Raw genomic sequence first — 19,894 nt, forward strand, 5'->3', positions numbered from 1 at the left:
ACTTCCAGCCGGCATCGCTGGAGATGCAACAGGTGCCGTCCATCCCGTTGTCGAAGACTGCCGTGAGCCCGGAGTGCGCGAGACCCTCATAGCCGGTTGGTTCGCGGCCCTGACGGATGTGGTCACGAAGCTCGCCCATGTCGTCCGGGAACACCTGCACATGTTCGTGAAGGGAGATGACCGTCTCCTCGCGAAGCAGTCGCTCCGCGCGCTCCTTCTCTGAAGCGCTCAGCGTCAAGCCCTCGTACGCCGGCACTCGTCCGATCTGCTTGGCGTAGCGGAACTGACGATAGTCCTTGCCCGCCTCGAGGTAGTCGTATGCGGTGTATCCGGCGTACCGGTCAGCTTTTTCGAGCACGCGAGCGTTCCTTCGTTCGTTGTTACGGATGAGCCTGTCCGCCTGGCGAAGAGGCGACATGATTGAATGTCACGGATTTCGGCGCAGAAGTCAACCTTGTTGAATAATTTCGGCTCAAATGTTTCCTGCTTGAAACAATTCAGGGCAAGTTTGCTGGCATGATGGCTTCATGGAGATCCCAACCGCAATCGACGACCTCGTCCTCGATGTTCAAGACCTCACCGTCACACTCCCGTCTGCGGGGCATTCGGCACGCGTGGTCGACGGCATCGACATCACGGTTCGGCGCGGAGAAGTGGTCGCCCTCCTGGGCGAGTCCGGGTCGGGTAAATCGATGACAGCGCGGGCGATCATGGGGCTGATCGATGAGGGAGACGTGCGCGCATCGGTGATGAAGCTGAACGAGACGGACCTGACGGCGGTCACGGCGGAGCAGCACCGCAGACTGCGCGGCGCGAAGGTCAGCATGGTCCTCCAGGACGCGTTGTCCGCGCTGAACCCCGTGCTCAGCATCGGCGATCAGATCGTCGATCTGCTCCGCGCGCATCGAACGATGAGTCGACGAGACGCGCTCGAACGCGCCGTCGAGCTACTGACGCTCGTAGGAATCCCGGCGCCTGCGCAACGAGTCCATGACTATTCGCACCAGTTCTCCGGCGGGCAGCGCCAGCGCATACTGATGGCCATGGCGATCGCCCTGGATCCTGACCTCATCATCGCGGACGAGCCGACCACCGCACTGGATGTGACGGTTCAAGCACAGATCCTCGAGTTGTTGCTGTCGTTGCGGGACCGTCTCGGAATGGGCATTCTGCTGATCACCCACGACCTCGGCGTCGTCATGGAAGTGGCCGACCGTGTCGCCGTCATGCACTCTGGCCGCATCGTCGAGTCCGGCGACGCCGACGAAGTGCTCACCTCGCCGCAGCACCCCTACACTCGTCAGCTCCTGAACTCCATGCCCAAGGACGTTGCGGCTGCGGCAGCAGACGACTCCGCCCTACCGATTCTGGAAGGCAGTGATCTGAACCGGACGTTCCGCTCCGGACACGGTCGTCGTGCCCATCGCACCACGGCTGTCGATGACGTCGATCTCAAGCTGCACAGTGGCGAGATCCTCGCCATCGTCGGCGAGTCCGGCAGCGGCAAGTCCACTCTCGCGAGAATGCTGGTCGGACTCGACTCTCCCGACTCCGGCACGCTCCGATATCGCGAACACGATGTGACACGCGGACGCCTTCGGGACCGCAAGATCCTTCGACGAGGCGTGCAGATGGTGTTCCAGGATCCGTACACCTCCCTGAACCCTCGAATGACGGTTCAGCAGATCATCGCGGAGCCTCTGGCTGCGACACGGACGGGCACGGGGGCGACACGGCGGGCACGAGTCACAGAACTGCTGGAGCTGGTCGGGCTCGATCCCGATATGGGATCCCGATTCCCCCACCAGTTCTCCGGTGGGCAACGTCAGCGGGTAGGGATCGCCCGTGCGCTCGCCCTGGACCCCGATGTGCTGGTGTGCGACGAGCCCGTGTCTGCACTCGATGTCTCCATCCGCGCGCAGATCATCGATCTGCTCTGCGAGTTGCGAGAGCGACTCGGCATGTCGATCGTGTTCATCGCTCACGATCTGTCACTCGTTCGCCATATCGCTGACCGGGTGGCCGTGATGTACCTCGGGAACATGGTCGAGATCGGCGATACCGACGAGATCTATCGCAACCCGTCGCATCCATACACTCGAGCGCTGCTCTCTGCGATCCCCCCGCAATCGCGTTCCGAACGTGGGATGCTGGCACGCCGCACGGAATTCTCACCGGGTTGATGGGCTGAGGCCCGCGCAGGACGGCCCGCTGGTCGCCTACTCGATCAGCACCATCGTCTGCGTCGCGATCACGATGCTGAACAAGACAAAGCGGTTCGTTCGTGTGGCCGGTCGTCGTGATCGATGTGCTGGATGGGCGGCGGCGGGGAGCCCTGCCGCCGCCCATCGTCGTTCACCGATCGCGCAGCTGTTGGGCGATCTCCTCGTCCACCGTGCTGATCGTGGCGGTGTCGACCTCGGACAGCGCCGCTTCGAATCGCGCCTGACGATGCTTCAGCCAGATGCCCAGCCCGATGATCAGCACCATCGCGGAGTAGATCACGATCGACACCGGGCTGTGCACCAGGTACAGCGGGTCGCCCTGACTGATCGCCATCGCCTTGCGCAACTGCTCCTCCGCCATCGGTCCGAGGATCGCGCCGACCACCATCGGCGATACCGGATAGCCGTGCCTGCGCATGAAGAACCCGATCACGCCGAGCAGAAGCAGCACGCCGATGTCGAAGATCGTGAAGTTCGCCGCATATGCGCCGAGCCCCGCGAACACCAGGATTCCCGCGTACAGGTACGGCCGCGGAATCTGCAGCACTTTGGCCCACATGCCCACCAGCGGCAGATTGAGGATGATCAGCACCACGTTGCCGATGTAGAGACTCGCGATCAACGCCCACACCAGTGCCGGCTGACTGTCGAACAGCAGCGGGCCCGGTCGGATTCCGTACGTCTGGAATGCCGAGATGATGATCGCCGCGGTCGCAGTCGTCGGAAGTCCCAGTGTCAGCAGCGGCACGAGCACACCGGCCGCCGCCGCGTTGTTCGCCGCCTCGGGGCCCGCCACACCCTCGATCGCCCCCTTGCCGAACTGCTGACGGTACGGATCCTTCGCGAGCCGCTTCTCGGTCGCGTACGAAAGGAACGTCGCGACATCGGCGCCGCCTGCCGGGATCGCTCCGATCGGGAAGCCGATCGCCGTGCCGCGCAACCACGGCTTCCACGACCGCTTCCAGTCGCTCTTCTTCATCCACGTCCGCCAGCTGCCCGATACCGGGATGATCGGCAGAGCCCCGCTGCGCCGCCTCGAGCCGACGTAGAGCGCCTCACCCACCGCGAACAGACCGACGGCGACGATCACGACATCGATGCCGTCACCCAGGTTCGGGATGCTGAAGGTGAAGCGCGCCTGTCCGGTCAGGGTGTCTGTGCCGACGAGTCCCAGGAACAGGCCGATCGACAACGACACGATGCCGCGGATCGGGCTCGCGCCGAGCAGGGCCCCCACCGTGAGGAACGCGACGATCATCAGCGCGAAGTAGTCCGCGGGGCCGAGCGTCACGGCGAAGTCGGCGATGAACGGCGCGAACAGCGTGAGCAGGGCCGTCGCGATCGTTCCGGCGATGAACGAGCCGATCGCCGCAGTCGCCAGGGCCGCCGTGGCGCGGCCCATCCTGGCCATCTTGTTGCCCTCGAGCGCCGTGACGATGGATGCCGACTCCCCTGGCGTGTTCAACAGGATCGACGTCGTCGATCCGCCGTACATGCCGCCGTAGTAGATGCCGGCGAACATGATGATCGCACTGGTGACGTCCAGCGTGTAGGTCAGCGGCAGCAGCAGTGCCACCGTCATCGCCGGGCCGATACCCGGCAGAACGCCGACAGCGGTGCCGAGCAGCACACCGACGAACGCGAACAACAGGTACTGCGGCTGCAGCGCTGTCGCGAAGCCGTCCATGAGCAGTTGCAGGCTATCCACCGAACGCCCCCGACATTCCCATCAGGCCCGGGAGTATCGTGCCGAACGGCGGCAGGGAGAGACCGAGCAGATTACCGAACAGCAACTGTGTGAACACGCCCAGCCCCAGTCCCAGCAGGAGTGCCTTCCACCAACTCGATGCACCCAACGCCAGCGATGCGCCGGTGAAGAGCACGACCACGGCGGCCGGCCAGCCGGCGAGCGGAATCACGATCATGAGCGAGGCGAACGCGAGCGCCAGGAATATCACGGTCTTCCAGGACGTGCGCGCCTCGGTGTCGACGTCCTCGCCCTCGTCCGGCGCTCCGACGTCGCCCCGCAGCACTGCGACGAATGCGCCGAGGGATGACAGCAGCATCAACCCCGTCACCGCATACGGCACCACACGCGCACCGAGCACGTTCGAGGATCCGACCGGCTCACGGATGAAGCCCGTCATCACCAGCGCGACACCCGCGAACAGGACGATCACGCCGACGAAGACGAGCTCCCCCAGCCTGCGAGATCGGGGAGCGCCGGCAACCGCCGACGCCCCCGTCGTGATCTGGTCCGTCATTCGACGAGACCGATCGTCTTGAGTGTCTCCTTCGTCGTGGAGATGTCGCCTTCCAGGAACGTGGAGAACTCATCGCCCACGAGGAACGCATCGGTCCAGCCGTTCGTGTCCAGGATGTCCGCCCACGCCGCGCTGTCGTGCACAGACGTCACGAGTTCCTCCAGCGCCTTCTTCTCATCGTCCGAGATGTCGCCGGGGGCGATGAGCCCCCTCCAGTTGGTGACGACGAGGTCGACGCCCTCATCAGTGAGTGTGGGCACGTCCGGCAGAAGCAGCGCCGGTTCGCCGGACGATACCGCCAGCGCCTTCAGATCCCCGGCCTCCACCTGCTGCGAGAACTCCCCCACCCCGGAGATACCGGCCTGCACCTGGCCGCCGAGCAGCATGGTGAGAGCCTCGCCGCCGCCGGAGTTGGCGATGTAGTTGAGCGTGCCAGGCACGTCCGCAGCATCCACACCGGCATCCGTGAGCAGCAGCGCCGCAAGGATGTGGTCGATGCCGCCGGCGGATCCGCCGGTGACGGCCATGCCCGCGCCCTTGTCGACCCAGGCATCGATGAAGTCCTCCAACGTGTCGTAGGGGCTGTCCTTCGGCACGACGATCACAAGCGGCTCCTCCGTCAGCTTCGCGATCGGAGTCATGTCCTCGATCCGCACGTCGGATGCGTTGGTCTCGACGGCACCGACCATGACGCTGCCGGTGATCATGAGGGTGTTCGGGTTTCCTTCAGTGGCGAGTGAGGCGAGACCGACGGTGCCGCCCGCCCCGCCGATGTTCGACACCGGCGCGGATGAGACCAGAGCTTCATCGCTGAGTGCCTGCCCGAATGCGCGCGCGGTCTGGTCCCACCCGCCGCCGGGGTCGGCCGGCGCGATGACCGCGACGCTGTCGATGCTCGTGCCACCCCCATCGCCGCTGTCTCCGCCGCCGGTGGCCGGCGTTGCGCTGCATGCAGCAAGGCTCAGTGCGACGACGCCGAACACCGCGCCGAGCGCGAGTCGGGTGCGAGTGTGCTGTGTCATGAACTCCTCCTCGAGTCCTTCTGCCCGACGCCGATGCCGGGAGCAGGTGACGCGAGCCTAGAACCGGGGAAGGCGCCGACTCGGTTTGTGTTCAGAACGAAGAGTTCTGGTCATTTCGTAACCTCCGCCGGATCCTTCTCCTCGCCTAGCATGGGACGGTGGTGAAGGCGATGACGCTCCGCACGCAGCTCGTGCTGCTGCAGGTCGTCATCGTGCTCGCAATCGTCCTGACGGCCGGACTCGCCGCCATGTTGATGCAGGAGCGGCAGATCCGCGAGGCGTCGCAGGAGCGCATGGTGGCGGTGGCGCAGTCCGTCGCGCAGCTGCCCACGATCGTCGAGGCGTACGGCTCTCCTGACCCCTCCTCGGTGATCCAGCCGATCGCCGAACTCATCCGCGACTCGTCCAATGTGGCGTACGTGGTGGTCACGGACGATCAGGGCATCCGCTTCTCGCATCCGAATCCCGATCGCATCGGAGAGCCGGTCTCCACCGATCCCAGCGTCGCGCTCTCCGGCGAGACCTACGTCGGAACCCAGACCGGCACACTCGGTGAATCGTGGCGGGTGAAGGTGCCGGTCTTCGACGCAGACGGCGATGTGATCGGTCAGGTGTCCGTCGGCATCCTCGAGTCCGCCCTGCGGGAGGACTTCATGGGCGATATCGCTGGATTCCTGCTCGCCCTCGGCGTCGCCACCGTGATCGGCGTGATCGCGGCCACCGGGGTCGCCAGGATGGTCCGCCGTCGCATCTACGGACTCGAGCCGGATGACATCCGTGGCCTGCTGGAGACGAGAGAGGCCACTCTGCACGGCATCCGCGAAGGCATGCTCGCGTTGGACGAGCAGGGCGTGGTGTCGCTCTGCAACGATGCCGCAGCACGGCTGCTGGGGATGAGCGGCCCCGCAGACGCCGTGGGACGCCCGGCATCGGAGCTGCTGGACGGCCTTGCCGACCTCATCACCGAGACGGAGGTCGACGACGATGCTGCGCCGCAGCGACTCGTCCTTTCCGGAGAGCGAGTGCTGGTCGCGAGAGCTGCACCCGTGCGTGTGCAGGAACGGCGTGTGGGCACCGTGCTCACCCTGATGGACCGCACAGAGCTCGACCGTGCGCTGCGCGAGCTGGCGGGCGCTCAGAGCCTTGCAGAGGGACTGCGCGCCCAGCAGCACGAGTTCTCCAACACGCTGCACACGATCGGCGGACTCATCGAGCTCGGCGAGTTCGATGCAGCACGGCGAGTGGTCGATCGTGCCGGTGACGGCGGGGCGCTCAGCAGGCTGGACGCACCCGACGGCGTGCAGGACATCGAGTTGGCCGCGATCCTGCTGGCCAAGCGCGCCCGCGCACGTGAGCTGGGCGTGAATCTCACGATTTCGGATGACAGCCTCTTTCCTGCACGGTCGGGTGACGGCGATCTGGGCACGGTGGTCGCGAATCTGCTCGACAACGCGCTGGATGCCGCTGGTCACGGCGGTCACGTGGTCATCTCGATCGAGCAGGCGGGCGACAGCGGCATCTGCATCCGCGTCGAAGACGACGGCCCCGGTGTGCCGATGGAGCGTCGCGGCGACGTCTTCCGCCTCGGCTACTCGACCAAGACCGATGACCGGCAGCGGGGCTACGGCCTGACCCTCGTCGCCCGCGTCGTGGATCGACTCGGCGGTTCCGTCGAGCTCTCGCCCGCCGCCAGCGGCGGTGCACGCTTCACTGTGCGGATCCCCGCGGCCGCACTCGCGGACGCTGACGCGTGACCCGCTTGCGCACCTTGATCGTCGAGGACGACTTCGCCGTGGCTCACGTCACTCGAGGCTTCGTCGAGCGGCATCCGCACTACGAGGTCGTCGGCGTCGCACCGACGGGAGCGGATGCACTGCGCGCCTTGGAGGAGCTCGACCCGGATGTCATGCTGCTGGACGTGTATCTGCCCGATATGTCGGGGATCACTGTGCTTCGGCGCGCACGTGCTGCCGGCGCGCACGTCGAGGTCGTCGCCGTCACCGCCGCGCGAGATCTGGAGACCGTGCGCCGTGCCCGCGCCCACGGCGTGCACCACTACGTCGTCAAACCCTTTCCCATGCGGACGCTTCATGAGCGACTGGACGATGTATGGCGCGTGCTGGCACGTGACGCCGAGTTCACGTCGACCGGACAACTCGATCAGGCGAGCGTCGATGCGCTCATGCGACGCGATGCGATAGCCATGGCCGGGCAGCGCAAGGGAGTCTCGCGCGTCACGCTGCAGCGTGTCGTGCAGACCATGCAGGATGATCGGGAACCGTTGTCCGCCAGCGAAGTCGCCGAACAGCTCGGGATGTCGCGAGTCAGCGCACGACGTTATCTCGAGCGCCTCGTCGAATCCGGACTTGCCGTGTGCTCTCCGACATATGGCGGAGTCGGCCGTCCGGAACTGCGGTACGAGCTGCGCGGGTGAGCACGCTGCCGCTCGCCAGGCAGCACCCTACTGGCCGGGCTGAACCGACAGATCGACGATCTGCGCATCCCTCGGCAGATCAAGAGCGGTCAGGATGGTCGTCGCCACGGAGTCGGGATCGATGAAGAGTTCAGGATCGTAGTCGCGTCCCTCCTGCTGATGCACGCGCGCCTGCATCGGTGTGGATGTGCGCCCAGGGAAGATCGACGTCACCCGCACACCGTTCTCCGCTTCCTCGGCGCGAAGCGCGTCAGCGAGGGCCTTGAGTCCGTGTTTCGACGCGGCGTATGCGGACCAGTTCGCGTGCGCGCGCAGACCGGCACCGGAATTCACGAACATCACCTGGCCGTGCGACACCCGCAATACGGGAAGGAGCAGTCGAGTCAATTCCGCCGGCGCGATGAGGTTGACGGCCAACTGCCGTTCCCACAGCGTCGGCGAGAGGTCAGCGACGCTGCCCAGATCCACGACGCCGGCGACGTGCACCAGCGAATCGATGCGCTCCGGCAGGTTCTGCTTCGAAAGGGCCCACGACAAGCGCCCCGGCTGCGCGAGATCGCCGACAAGGGTCGACGCGCCGGGGAACTCGGCTGCGATCTCGCGCGCACGCCCGGCATCCCTGGCGAAGAGCACGAGCTCGTCGCCCCGATCCAGCAGTCGACGTGCGACCGCTGCACCGATACCCGATCCGGCACCGGTTATCAGATGCACTGTCATCTCGGGGCACCGTCGTTTCAGAAACTGTCGGTCGTGGCGGTCTCGGCGACGTCGATCGGTACGACCGGGCAGTCCTTCCAGAGCCGTTCGAGACCGTAATAGACCCGCTCTTCCGAGTGGAACACGTGCACGATGAGGTCTCCGAAGTCCAGCAGCACCCAGCGTGCTTCCTGGCGCCCTTCGCGGCGCACACGCTTATGCCCCGATTCGATGAGCTTGTCTTCGATCTCATCGGCGATGGCGGCGACGTTGCGCTCGCTGTTACCGGTGACGATCAGGAAGATGTCGACAAGCGGCAGCGGCTCCGACACGTTCAGCGCGACGAGATCCTCCCCGCCCTTGGACACGGCGGCGGATGCTGCGAGCTGCAGCATCTCTTCGGCATTTTCAGGTGATTGCATCAAGAGAATATATTCGTGGTGAATGCGACGATGAGCGCCACTGCGAGGGCGAGCGCGAGCCCACCCGCCGTGATCGCCAAGATCAGCATGAGCTTGTTGCCCTTTTCAGGCGCCGGAGGTCGGATGACCTCGCCGGCAGGTTTGATCGTGCTGATCGCGGAGCTTGCCGCGATCGGCGTGGGAGAGGATGCCGGGGGCAGCTCCCCATCAATGAGAACAGCATCCGATTCCTTGCCGTCTGCCGCTCCGTGCGCGTGCCCCTGCGACCCGATCCCCCGCGGAAGCTCATAGCTTCCCGTCACGAGAATCTCACCCGTGGAGGCGACCGGCCCGGAGAGCGATCCCTCGCCCGGCGAGGGGGTGAAGATCAGCGTGTTCGGAGCAAGATGCTGAGAACCCCCGGAATCCGCGGTGATCAGTTCGTCGAACGACGGTGCGAAAGAGGGCACCTCGCTCTTGTCTGCGAGCAGACCTTTGCCGAACGTCGGGCTGACGACGTGGTTCTCCCCCGTCTCGACCGGCTCGGCAACAGGAAGCGCGTCGGACTCTTCGTCGTCGATGCCCTCTTCGTTCGACGCATCGACACCCAACGCACTGATCGGATCCACATCGTGCTCGACGGCCGACTCGTCATCGTCGACAGCGGGCTCTGCATTCTGCTCGACAGCGGAATCATCGGCGGTCTGCTCATCGCTGGCTTCCGCGGCGGGCTCGTCGGCTCCGAGCGGAACCTCACCGGTGGAATCAGCGACGACGGCCGCGCTCACAGGCGCGATGTCGACGACCTCATCACCGAGATCGTCGTCGTCATCGTCGTCGTCACCGGCATCGGCTTCGTGCGGTGCGAACGAGGGAACGCCGGAGACGAGTTCTTCTTCAGCGGCTACGTCGGCCGCAGCCGCCTCCGACTCTTCGGGTGTGATCACGGGGACAGACGCCGTGCGAATGCGCTCCTGCTCTCGCGCCTGGCGGCGGGTGAGCGGCGCATCCTCGAGGTCGACGTCTGCATCGGGCTTCGGAGACGGCGCGACTTCCACCGGTTGAGAAGGGCGCGGCAACGGAGCCGCCGGCGCGGGCTGCGCTTCGACTGCGGCAGCCGCCGCCTCTTCTTCGCTGATCACCGGTGTGGCGCCGGTGAGACGAATCTCCCGCATCTGCTTGCGGGTCAGCGGCGATTTCCCCTGCTGATCCGATGTACTCATGCCTTGCTCCGATACAGATGATGCTTCGCTATGTACTGAACGACTCCGTCGGGAACGAGATACCAGACCGGCTGATCATCGCCCACACGCTCTCGACAAGCTGTCGACGAGATCGACAGGGCCGGAACCTCCAGTTGGCTGACATTCTCGCTCGGCAGGCCATCTGTGCTCAGGACATGTCCTGGACGGGAAACCGCGACGAAGTGGGCCAACTCCCACAACTCATCATGGTCCCTCCAACTGAGAATTTGCGCTACGGCATCCGCTCCCGTGATGAAGAAGAGCTCTGCATCGGGTCGCTCATCCTTCAGATCGCGCAGAGTGTCGATCGTGTAGGTGGGACCGTCACGGTTGATGTCGACCCTGCTCACGGTGAACCGCGGGTTGGATGCCGTGGCGATGACCGTCATCAGATAACGATGTTCGCTGGGGGTGACGTTCGTCTTCTGCCACGGGTGTCCGGTGGGGACGAAGACGACTTCATCAAGATCGAAGGAATGCGCGACCTCGCTCGCGGCGACCAGGTGCCCGTGGTGAATCGGGTCGAACGTTCCGCCCATCACTCCGATTCGCGGGGCGCGCGTGGTCGTGGTCTCCATACGCCCTAGTGGCCGTGCCCTGCCCCGTGGCCGTCCTTGCCGTGCTTCTCGGCCCAAGCCTCAGCCTTGGCAGAGTGACGGTTCGCGACGTTGCGATAGGAGAAAGTGACGAGACCGAGCAGCGCGAACAGTCCCGCAGCGATGAGGCCGAAGATGAGAGTCTCCATGGCCACGTTCCCGTGGTGCTCCGTTTCGGCGGCGGCCATCGCAATCTGTGCGACGAGGTTCATCCTGACTCCGTTTCGTGACCGGTTGCGAGAAGACGCTCGTCCATCCTATCGCTCAGGTGCGTGTCTGACCTGACCCACGCGCCAGCCACTTCGTGCTCGTCAGCTCAGCGAGCCCCATCGGACCGCGCGTGTGCAGCTTCTGGGTGGAGATCCCGACCTCCGCGCCGAATCCGAACTCGCCTCCGTCAGTGAACCTGGTCGATGCGTTCGCCATGACGACCGCGGAGTCCACTTCTGCGAGGAATCGTTCGGCATTGCGCATATCGGTCGTCACGATCGATTCGGTGTGGCCGGTGCTGTACTGGCGGATGTGCGCGAGCGCATCATCCAGCGTGTCCACGACCTTCATCGCGATGTCCAGGCTGAGGTACTCGGTCGCCCAGTCATCGTCAGTCGCGGGAATGACATTGCTGACCATGCCCGCGACGATGTCATCGCCGTGAATCGCGACGCCCTCGCTCTGCAGCGCGCTGGCGATCATCGGGACGAGACGGGGTGCCGCCTGCCGCAGCACCAGAACGGTCTCCACTGCATTGCAGACGCTCGGCCGCTGCACCTTGGCATTCACGACGATCTCTCGCGCCCAGTCGTCCGGTGCCGTCTCGTCGAGGACGATGTGAACGTTGCCTGCACCGGTCTCGATCACGGGCACGATCGACTCCGTGACGACGGTCTCGATCAGCGATGCGCTGCCGCGCGGCACGAGCACGTCGACGAAGCCACGCCCACGCATGAGTGCCTTCGCGCCGTCGCGCCCGAAGTCGTCAACCGTCTGGATGGCCTCAGGCGTGACGCCCGCGCTCTCGAGCGCATCACGCATGACCTGGACCAACACTGTGTTGGATTCGCGCGCAGCGCTGCCACCGCGCAGCACGCTGGCATTGCCCGAGCGCAGAGCGAGGGCGGCGATGTCGACGGTCACGTTCGGCCTGGCCTCGTAGATGACGCCGACGACGCCGAACGGCACTCGCACCTGTTCGAGGGTGACGCCGTTGGGCATGCGGTGCCCGCCGATGACCTGGCCGACGGGGTCTGCGAGTCCGGCAACGTCCCGCACTGCGGAGGCGAGTGCGGCGACGCGATTGTCGTCGAGGCGCAACCTATCGATCAAGCCCTCGCTGATGCCGCTCGAACGACCGCGTTCGATGTCGCGTGCGTTCGCCTCGATGACCACCGCGGCATTCTTCTCGAGGGCCTGCGCAATCGCCTCCAGCGCGCGCGCCTTGTCGTCGCTGGTGAGGCGTGCAGTGGCGCGGGATGCCTCTTTGGCCCGCGCGAGCCGGTCCTGCGGAGTCTCTCGAGTTGCCGCCGAGGATGTGGCGCTCTCAGCCGGAACAGGCGTCTCAGACGAAGTGGAGGTCTCGGAGGGAGCGTCGATCATCCGGTCATTCTACCGAGGCTGCTCAGCGGCCGAGCGCTCGATGACGCCTCCGATCAGGCGGTGCCGGCCGGTTCGAACCACGTACCGATCTCCCGGCCGTTCAGAGCATCGACGACCAGGTCGGCACTCGTGACGAGAACTCCGATTCCGGATGCTGCCGCAAGTCTCGCCGCAGAGACCTTCGTCGCTGCTCCTCCGGTTCCGACGCTGTTCACGACCGTCGATCCGAACTCGAGTCCAGCCAGGTCGGCATCAGCCGCGATCAGCTCGATCGGCTCCGCGTCCGGGTCGGTCGGAGGCTTCGTGTAGAGCGATTCGATGTCGCTGAGCAGCACGAGGGCGTCTGCCTGGATGAGCTGCGCCACGAGCGCCGCGAGCCGGTCGTTGTCGCCGAAGCGGATCTCCTGCGTGGCGACGGTGTCGTTCTCGTTCACGATCGGCAGGATCCGCAGCCCGAGCAGACGTTCCATCGCCCGACGGGCGTTGCTGCGCGACATCGAGTTCTCGAGATCACCGGTGGTGAGCAGCACTTGACCGGCGACGACCTTGAACGGCCGCAGCGCCTCCTGATAGCGGTACACCAGGATGTTCTGCCCCACTGCGGCCGCGGCCTGCTGCGTGGCTAGGTCAGTGGGTCTGGCATCCAGATCCAGGAAGGGGATCCCGGTGGCGATGGCTCCCGAAGAGACCAGCACGACCTCGCATCCGCGCGCATGCGCCGACGCCAGAGCGTGGACGATCATGGGGATGCGCCACGAGGACTCACCACTGATCGACGAAGAACCGACCTTCACCACGATGCGCTCCGCGGTCGCCAGCTCTGCGCGCGTGCGTGCGGTCATGCGCCCTCTCCGTCGTAGTCCTCCTCGACCGTGACGCGACGCTTCAGGTCCTGCTCCGCGCGGATCGCAGCCTTCTCGTCCATCCGCTCGTAGTACTTCTCGCGACGCTCACTCGTCGTGCGGCGTGAATTCGGCGCAAGACGCGGGTCGGTGCCGCGGGGGGCAGTCATCAGCTCTGCAGCCGAGGCCATCGCGGGCTCCCAGTCGAACACCAGACCCTCGCCCTCGCCGATGACGACGGTGGCACCAGGTGCCGCGCCGAGACGGAACAGCTCGGTCTCGACGCCGAGACGCTCAAGACGATCAGCGAGGTAGCCGACCGCCTCTTCGTTCTGGAAGTCGGTCTGCTGCACCCAGCGCACCGGCTTCTCGCCGAGGATGCGGTAGTAGGTGCCGTACGAGCCACCCTCGACGCGGATCGTGAACGGCTTCTCCGAGCCTCGGGGGCGGATGACGACCCGCTCCGTCGGTGCGACATCGGCCACTTCGGCGCGGTGCTTCTCGACGATCTCGCCGAGCGCGAACGTGAGCGGACGCAGCCCCTCATGCGACACAGTCGAGATGTCGAACACACGAAACCCGCGCGCCTCGAGTTCCGGGCGCACGAGGTCGGCAAGATCACGTGCCTCGGGAACATCGATCTTGTTCAGAGCGACGAGCTGCGGGCGCTCCAGCAGCGGTGTCTGCCCCTCCGGCACCTCGTACGCGGCAAGCTCCGCAAGGATCACGTCGAGATCGGAGATCGGGTCGCGTCCGGGTTCGAGAGTGGCGCAGTCGAGGACGTGCAGCAGTGCGGAGCAGCGCTCCACGTGACGCAAGAACTCGAGTCCGAGGCCACGGCCTTCGCTGGCGCCTTCGATGAGACCTGGCACGTCGGCGACTGTGTAACGGGACTCGCCGGCCTGGACCACACCCAGATTCGGGTGCAGCGTCGTGAACGGGTAGTCGGCGATCTTCGGTCGAGCTGCCGACACAGCGGCGATCAGGCTCGACTTTCCGGCCGACGGGTAGCCGACCAGGGCGACGTCGGCGACGGTCTTGAGTTCGAGGGTGATCTCCCCCTCGAAGCCAGGAGTGCCGAGCAGTGCGAACCCTGGCGCCTTGCGTTTCGTGGTGGCGAGAGCGGCGTTGCCGAGGCCGCCACGGCCGCCCTGAGCGACGACGAAGCGATCGCCGGGAACGACCAGATCGACGAGCACCTCACCATCGGTGGTCTTCACGACAGTGCCGACAGGAACGGGAAGCTCAAGTGACTCTCCGTCGAAACCGGAGCGGTGATCGCCCATGCCGAACCCGCCGTTGGCCGATTTGCGATGCGGCGAGTGGTGATAGGACAGCAGCGTGCCGGTCTGAGGATCGGCCACGAGCACGATGTCGCCGCCGTTGCCGCCGTTGCCGCCGTCAGGACCACCGAGCGGCTTGAACTTCTCACGGTGGACGGAGACACAGCCGTTGCCGCCCTTGCCGGCGCGCAGATGCAGCGTCACCGTATCGACGAACGTGACCATGTCTGGATTCCTCTGGTTGCTGAGCCGGTCGGATCATTCGAGCCCGATGAAGGGCCCTCAGATACGCGTACGGGGCGAGCCGAAGCCCGCCCCGTACCGGATGTGTGCTGTGCTGCGATTACTCGGCAGCAGCGGCGACGATGTTGACGACCTTGCGGCCGCCCTTCGCGCCGAATGCGACCGCGCCAGCCTCAAGAGCGAACAGCGTGTCGTCACCGCCACGGCCGACGTTGACGCCGGGGTGGAAGTGCGTGCCGCGCTGACGGACGATGATCTCGCCTGCGCTGACCTGCTGACCGCCGAAGCGCTTCACGCCAAGTCGCTGGGCGTTGGAGTCACGACCGTTACGGGTGGAGCTTGCGCCCTTTTTATGTGCCATGTCCTGAGCCTATTCTGTGCTTACTTGATGCCGGTGATCTTGACGCGCGTCAGGTCCTGACGGTGGCCCTGGCGCTTCTTGTAGCCGGTCTTGTTCTTGAACTTCTGGATGACGATCTTCGGGCCCCGGAGGTTGCCGATGACCTCAGCCGTGACCTTGACCTTGGCCAGCGTGTCGGCGTCGGTGGTCACCGTGGCGCCGTCGACGAGAAGCACTGCGGCCAGTTCGATCTTCTCGCCCTGGGCAGCCTTGACACGGTCGAGCTGAACGATCGTGCCGACCTCGACCTTCTCCTGCCGCCCACCGGCGCGCACTACTGCGTAAACCACTTCATACCTGTTTCGTTGGGGAGCTCACGGCTCCGTAAATCTCACGGGAAGACTGTGCCTGCGTTCGTCGCAAGTCCGACGGGTGCGAGCACAAGGCTGTACCGCGCCGACCCGTGGGGACGGCTCAGCTCACGCACCAAAGGACAACTTTACCGGATAGTGGCCCCAGTCGCAAAGCGAGCCGACGGGCGTGTTCGTCGCCGTAGGATCGCGGAGTGACCGTTCTGATCGATGACCCCATCTGGCCTGCGCACGGAAGACTCTGGGCCCACCTGATCAGCGAAGACAGCTTGGACGAATTGCACGCGTTCGCGCTGCGAAACAGCGTTCCGCCCCGAGCCTTCGACCTCGATCACTACGACGTACCCGCAGATGCGCTCCCCCGTCTCATCGCTGCCGGCGCTGTGCACGTCGGCGGCAAAGAGCTCACGAGGAGACTGATCGCCTCAGGACTCCGTGTCCCCGCCCGCGACCGACGACGCTGACGAGTTCACAGCCACGGGCGTGCCGGTGAGGGCCGCCGTCGTCACCCGGCGCCTGTTGCGTCCCTGTCCGGGCGCCTTCGGCTCCGGAAGGGCATCCAGCACCGAGTCCAGCAGCTGCTCGGCCTGAGTCTTCGGCGCAGCCTTGCCGCGCTCCGACGAACGCTTCTTGCGGGGCTTCTTCGGTCGCTCGGTCGCTGCGGGCTGTTCGCCCTCGACGACGGGAGCAGCTTCGATCACGGCGTCCGCGACAGGATCCGCGCTCGGCGCACGCGTCGAAGCGGCGATCTGCGCGAGGGCCGACTTGGCACCCTCTGGGATGCTGTGGGTCGCGACGCCGGCCGACTGCGTGTTCTGGCCCTGCTGGGAGTTGCCGTTGCGCTGGCGTCGATTGTTCGACGGGCCTCCGTTGCCGGAACTCGTGCGGTGCTTGACCACAGGATCGTGGTGCACGACGACGCCACGCCCCGCGCAGACCTCGCAGGCTTCGCTGAAGGTCTCCAGCAGGCCGAGGCCGAGTTTCTTGCGCGTCATCTGGACCAGACCGAGAGAGGTGACCTCTGCGACCTGGTGCTTCGTACGATCGCGGCTGAGGCACTCGATGAGGCGACGCAGCACAAGGTCGCGATTGGACTCGAGAACCATGTCGATGAAGTCGACGACGATGATGCCGCCGATGTCGCGCAGGCGCAGCTGGCGGACGATCTCCTCCGCGGCCTCGAGGTTGTTCTTGGTGACGGTCTCCTCGAGGTTTCCCCCCGTGCCGACGAACTTGCCCGTGTTGACGTCGACGACGGTCATCGCCTCGGTGCGGTCGATGACGAGCGAGCCGCCGGAGGGCAGCCACACCTTGCGATCCAGCGCCTTCTCGATCTGCTCCGTGATGCGGAACGCATCGAACGGGTCGGTCTCGTCCTCGTACGGCTCGACACGCTCGAGCAGGTCGGGTGCGACGCTTTCCAGGTATGCGCGGATGGTCTGCTGAGCATCCTCACCCTGGATGAGCATCTTCGTGAAGTCCTCGTTGAAGACGTCGCGGACGATCTTGACCAGAAGATCGGGCTCTGCGTGCAGAAGTGCCGGAGCCGACTGGTTCTCGACCTGCTTGCGGATGTGCTCCCACTGCGTGGTGAGGCGCTGCACGTCGCGCGTCAGCTGATCTTCGGTCGCACCTTCGGCCGCAGTACGGACGATGACACCGGAGGATTCCGGCAGCACCTCCTTGAGGATGCGCTTGAGGCGAGCGCGCTCGTTGTCGGGAAGCTTGCGGGAGATGCCGTTCATCGATCCGTTGGGCACGTACACGAGGTACCGGCCGGGGAGCGAGATCTGGCTGGTGAGGCGAGCGCCCTTGTGGCCGACAGGATCCTTCGTGACCTGCACGAGGACCCGGTCGCCTGGCTTCAGCGCCAGCTCGATGCGACGGGGCTGGTTTCCGGTGTCGATGCCGTCCCAGTCGACCTCGCCGGAGTAGAGCACGGCGTTGCGTCCTCGTCCGATGTCGACGAAGGCCGCCTCCATGCTCGGCAGCACGTTCTGAACGCGACCGAGGTAGACGTTGCCGATCAGCGACGCATCCTGGTTGCGGGCGACGTAGTGCTCGACGAGCACACCGTCTTCGAGAACGCCGATCTGCGTGCGCCCGTTCTTGGAGCGCACGACCATCTTGCGGTCGACGGATTCACGGCGTGCGAGGAATTCGGCTTCAGTCACGACCGGGCGTCGGCGTCCGGCATCCCGACCGTCGCGGCGACGCTGCTTCTTCGCCTCGAGGCGGGTCGAGCCCTTGATGGCCTTCGGCTCGGTGATGTACTCGACGGCCCGCTGACGCTGGCGCGGCTCATCGCGCTGGTCGTCGCCTTCTCCGCTGCTACCACGGCGACGACGCCCACGGCGTGCCGAAGGGGCGTCATCCTCATCGTTGTCGCGGAAATCCCGAGCGTCCCGAGAATCGCGGCCATCGCGGGTGTCGCTGCGCGAGTCACGATCACGGTCGCGGCCGGGCAGTGCCGGAAGCGCGACGATCTCGGGGGCGTAGAAGCGCAGCTGCGTGGAGACCTGCGAGACGAACACCTCGGGGATGAGGCCGAGTGTGACCGCGGTGACGGGTTCAGACTTCGTCGATGCGGCCGGCGCCTCGGCCGGTTCAGTCGGCGCAGTGATCTGCCCGTCAGGCTCAGCGACGGGAGCTTCCGGCTCAGCGGCCGGAGCATCCGGCTCGCCGACCGCGGCGTCAGGCGCCGTTTCGGGCTCAGCCATCTGCGCGTCAGGCCCAGCGACCGGCTCGTCGGGCTCGCTCACCGGAGCGTCCGGCTCAGCGACCTGCTCGATCCCGTCAGCATCCGTCTCGACGGCATCCGTCTCGACGGAGTCGGCCTCATCGACCGTATCCGGCGCGGGAAGCGACTCCTGCGGTGCTACCGAAGCCTCCGCGTTCGCATCGAGGGTAGGGGTGTTGTTGTCATTGTTCTCATCGGCCATCTCTGGCTAACTCCCTGCGCGGTGCAACAGGTGCTCCGCGAAATCTCATGCGGCACCCGCGGGTGCCGCGAACTCACTCGGTATGCGACCGGCTCATGGCTCTGATCGCGAGGGGCATTGGACCCCGAAGTCTGCGTCGATGCGTTTCACGGCGGCGCCGCTCGATGCATCAAATGCCATTATCGCACCTTGTGGGCCAGTTCGCGGCATCCGCCTCCTTCTGCGCGGCGGCGTGCACACGGGTTCGCGCTGCTCGACTGGGCTGGTATCCATAGGATCCACTGGGATAATCCCCACATGAGCGAGCAGCGCACCCGCCCCGTCGGCTTCGGGATCTGGTTGATAGTCGCCAGTGTGATCGGCTGGTGGGCGGCCTTCCAGCTCACCGTGGAGAAGTTCGCGCTGCTGGAGAACCCGCAAGACGCGCTGGCCTGCGATCTCAGCCCGTTCATCCAGTGCAGCACGAACCTGCAGTCGTGGCAGGGAGCCGTCTTCGGCTTCCCGAACCCGCTGATCGGCCTCACCGGATGGATGGCGCCCCTCGTCGTCGGCGTGGCTGTTCTCGCCGGCGCACGCTTCCCACGATGGTTCTGGGCCGTCTTCGGCGCCGGAATCACCTTTGCGTTCGGTCTCGTCTGCTGGCTGATCGCGCAGAGCCTCTACGATCTCTTCGTGCTCTGCCCCTGGTGCATGGTGACATGGGCCGTCACGATCCCCACGCTCTTCGCGACGATGGTGCATCTGTTCCGCAACGGCACCTTCAGCCGTTCCGAGAAGGTGCGCGCACGCGCCGGGCGCCTGATGCCGTGGGTGCCGCTCGCGACGATCCTCGCCTACGCACTCATCATTCTGCTGGCACAGCTGCAGGGGCTCGACTTCCTCGGTGAGATGGCGAAGATCCTGTTCTGATCCCCGATCTCGTCCCGACATGCAGAAAGCCCGTCCACCTCACAAGGGTGGACGGGCTTTCTCGAAGTTCGCTCAGCTGAACCAGATTCCGAGTTCACGGGCGGCCGACTCAGGGCTGTCGGAGCCGTGCACGAGGTTCTGCTGCACGGCGAGGCCCCAATCACGGCCGAAGTCGCCGCGAATCGTGCCGGGAGCAGCGGTGGTCGGGTCGGTGGTGCCGGCGAGCGAGCGGAAGCCCTCGATCACGCGGTTGCCGGTGAGACGGATCGCCACGGAGGGCCCGGAGAGCATGAACTCGAGCAGCGGCTCGTAGAACGGCTTGCCCTCGTGTTCTGCGTAGTGCTCGGCGAGCACATCACGATCAGGCTCTACGAGGCGGATGTCGACGAGCGCGTAGCCCTTCGCCTCGATGCGGGCGAGGATCGTGCCGGTGAGGCCGCGGGCGACACCGTCGGGCTTGACGAGGACGAGGGTTTCTTCAGTGGCCAT

General features: G+C 65.6%; 20 protein-coding genes and 1 pseudogene. 5 read left to right on the top strand and 16 right to left on the bottom strand.

The genetic code is table 11. The features are described from left to right. Window positions 1-358, bottom strand: a pseudogene (locus QFZ46_RS00005) (dipeptidase); the annotation flags it as partial. A gap of 169 nt (window positions 359-527) precedes the next feature. Between QFZ46_RS00005 and QFZ46_RS00010 the strand changes: the two are divergent. Beyond that, complete coding sequence (locus QFZ46_RS00010) at window positions 528-2,183, top strand: dipeptide ABC transporter ATP-binding protein (protein ID WP_307356975.1); 1,656 nt, start codon at window positions 528-530, stop codon at window positions 2,181-2,183. A 172-nt stretch (window positions 2,184-2,355) separates the two neighbouring features. Here the strand turns inward: QFZ46_RS00010 and QFZ46_RS00015 are convergent, their stop codons facing one another. From QFZ46_RS00015 to QFZ46_RS00025, 3 genes are read right to left on the bottom strand one after another with little or no spacing between them, the layout of a single operon-like run. Further along, window positions 2,356-3,933: a tripartite tricarboxylate transporter permease gene (locus QFZ46_RS00015; protein ID WP_307356978.1), complete on the bottom strand. Its 1,578-nt coding sequence runs from the start codon at window positions 3,931-3,933 to the stop codon at window positions 2,356-2,358. Then, the gene (locus QFZ46_RS00020) at window positions 3,926-4,489 is read right to left on the bottom strand and encodes a tripartite tricarboxylate transporter TctB family protein (protein WP_307356981.1); all 564 of its coding nucleotides are present in this window, start codon (window positions 4,487-4,489) and stop codon (window positions 3,926-3,928) included. The genes QFZ46_RS00015 and QFZ46_RS00020 overlap by 8 nt, the downstream gene beginning before the upstream one ends. Beyond that, window positions 4,486-5,511, bottom strand: a complete 1,026-nt coding sequence (locus QFZ46_RS00025) for a Bug family tripartite tricarboxylate transporter substrate binding protein (RefSeq protein ID WP_307356984.1) — start codon at window positions 5,509-5,511, stop codon at window positions 4,486-4,488. The genes QFZ46_RS00020 and QFZ46_RS00025 overlap by 4 nt, the downstream gene beginning before the upstream one ends. Window positions 5,512-5,669: 158 nt before the next feature. On the opposite strand from QFZ46_RS00025, the gene QFZ46_RS00030 reads away from it, so the two are divergent. Continuing rightward, window positions 5,670-7,265 carry an ATP-binding protein gene (locus QFZ46_RS00030; protein ID WP_307356987.1) on the top strand — a complete coding sequence of 532 codons (1,596 nt, stop codon included), beginning with the start codon at window positions 5,670-5,672 and terminating at the stop codon, window positions 7,263-7,265. Beyond that, window positions 7,262-7,945: a response regulator gene (locus tag QFZ46_RS00035; RefSeq protein ID WP_307356990.1), complete on the top strand. Its 684-nt coding sequence runs from the start codon at window positions 7,262-7,264 to the stop codon at window positions 7,943-7,945. The genes QFZ46_RS00030 and QFZ46_RS00035 overlap by 4 nt, the downstream gene beginning before the upstream one ends. Before the next feature lie 27 nt (window positions 7,946-7,972). Here QFZ46_RS00035 and QFZ46_RS00040 read toward each other — a convergent pair whose 3' ends face one another. The 10 genes from QFZ46_RS00040 to rplU all read right to left on the bottom strand — a co-directional run bounded on the left by QFZ46_RS00040 (window position 7,973) and on the right by rplU (window position 15,533). Further along, window positions 7,973-8,662: an SDR family oxidoreductase gene (locus QFZ46_RS00040; RefSeq protein WP_307356993.1), complete on the bottom strand. Its 690-nt coding sequence runs from the start codon at window positions 8,660-8,662 to the stop codon at window positions 7,973-7,975. 17 nt (window positions 8,663-8,679) lie between these two features. After that, window positions 8,680-9,063: a ribosome silencing factor gene (gene rsfS / locus QFZ46_RS00045; RefSeq protein WP_307356996.1), complete on the bottom strand. Its 384-nt coding sequence runs from the start codon at window positions 9,061-9,063 to the stop codon at window positions 8,680-8,682. After that, a complete protein-coding gene (locus tag QFZ46_RS00050; RefSeq protein WP_307357000.1) occupies window positions 9,063-10,265 on the bottom strand; it encodes a hypothetical protein in 1,203 nt (400 codons plus the stop codon). The genes rsfS and QFZ46_RS00050 overlap by 1 nt, the downstream gene beginning before the upstream one ends. Beyond that, window positions 10,262-10,864, bottom strand: a complete 603-nt coding sequence (gene nadD / locus QFZ46_RS00055) for a nicotinate-nucleotide adenylyltransferase (RefSeq protein WP_307357003.1) — start codon at window positions 10,862-10,864, stop codon at window positions 10,262-10,264. The genes QFZ46_RS00050 and nadD overlap by 4 nt, the downstream gene beginning before the upstream one ends. Window positions 10,865-10,869: 5 nt before the next feature. Beyond that, complete coding sequence (locus tag QFZ46_RS00060; protein WP_307357008.1) at window positions 10,870-11,094, bottom strand: hypothetical protein; 225 nt, start codon at window positions 11,092-11,094, stop codon at window positions 10,870-10,872. 52 nt (window positions 11,095-11,146) lie between these two features. Next, window positions 11,147-12,475 carry a glutamate-5-semialdehyde dehydrogenase gene (locus tag QFZ46_RS00065; protein ID WP_307357011.1) on the bottom strand — a complete coding sequence of 443 codons (1,329 nt, stop codon included), beginning with the start codon at window positions 12,473-12,475 and terminating at the stop codon, window positions 11,147-11,149. Between the two features lie 53 nt (window positions 12,476-12,528). Continuing rightward, window positions 12,529-13,317, bottom strand: a complete 789-nt coding sequence (gene proB, locus QFZ46_RS00070; RefSeq protein WP_307357014.1) for a glutamate 5-kinase — start codon at window positions 13,315-13,317, stop codon at window positions 12,529-12,531. Beyond that, on the bottom strand, window positions 13,314-14,825 hold the full coding sequence (gene obgE / locus QFZ46_RS00075; protein WP_307357017.1) for a GTPase ObgE: 1,512 nt from the start codon (window positions 14,823-14,825) through the stop codon (window positions 13,314-13,316). Before obgE ends, proB begins: the two co-directional genes overlap by 4 nt. Window positions 14,826-14,943: 118 nt before the next feature. Further along, window positions 14,944-15,204, bottom strand: coding sequence for a 50S ribosomal protein L27 (gene rpmA / locus QFZ46_RS00080; protein WP_033107563.1), 261 nt, complete (start codon window positions 15,202-15,204; stop codon window positions 14,944-14,946). A 20-nt stretch (window positions 15,205-15,224) separates the two neighbouring features. Then, window positions 15,225-15,533, bottom strand: a complete 309-nt coding sequence (gene rplU, locus QFZ46_RS00085) for a 50S ribosomal protein L21 (protein ID WP_307357020.1) — start codon at window positions 15,531-15,533, stop codon at window positions 15,225-15,227. A 215-nt stretch (window positions 15,534-15,748) separates the two neighbouring features. On the opposite strand from rplU, the gene QFZ46_RS00090 reads away from it, so the two are divergent. Then, a complete protein-coding gene (locus QFZ46_RS00090; protein ID WP_307357023.1) occupies window positions 15,749-16,018 on the top strand; it encodes a DUF4031 domain-containing protein in 270 nt (89 codons plus the stop codon). Here QFZ46_RS00090 and QFZ46_RS00095 read toward each other — a convergent pair. Further along, the gene (locus QFZ46_RS00095) at window positions 15,980-18,496 is read right to left on the bottom strand and encodes an Rne/Rng family ribonuclease (RefSeq protein WP_307357025.1); all 2,517 of its coding nucleotides are present in this window, start codon (window positions 18,494-18,496) and stop codon (window positions 15,980-15,982) included. The two genes, QFZ46_RS00090 and QFZ46_RS00095, sit on opposite strands and share 39 nt — an antisense overlap. Window positions 18,497-18,793: 297 nt before the next feature. Between QFZ46_RS00095 and QFZ46_RS00100 the strand changes: the two genes are divergently transcribed. Continuing rightward, window positions 18,794-19,405, top strand: coding sequence for a vitamin K epoxide reductase family protein (locus QFZ46_RS00100; RefSeq protein ID WP_307357028.1), 612 nt, complete (start codon window positions 18,794-18,796; stop codon window positions 19,403-19,405). A 72-nt stretch (window positions 19,406-19,477) separates the two neighbouring features. Here QFZ46_RS00100 and ndk read toward each other — a convergent pair whose 3' ends face one another. Next, the gene (gene ndk / locus QFZ46_RS00105; RefSeq protein WP_307357031.1) at window positions 19,478-19,894 is read right to left on the bottom strand and encodes a nucleoside-diphosphate kinase; all 417 of its coding nucleotides are present in this window, start codon (window positions 19,892-19,894) and stop codon (window positions 19,478-19,480) included.

Origin of the sequence: Microbacterium murale (genome assembly GCF_030815955.1) — a bacterium.
Classification (GTDB): domain Bacteria; phylum Actinomycetota; class Actinomycetes; order Actinomycetales; family Microbacteriaceae; genus Microbacterium; species Microbacterium murale_A.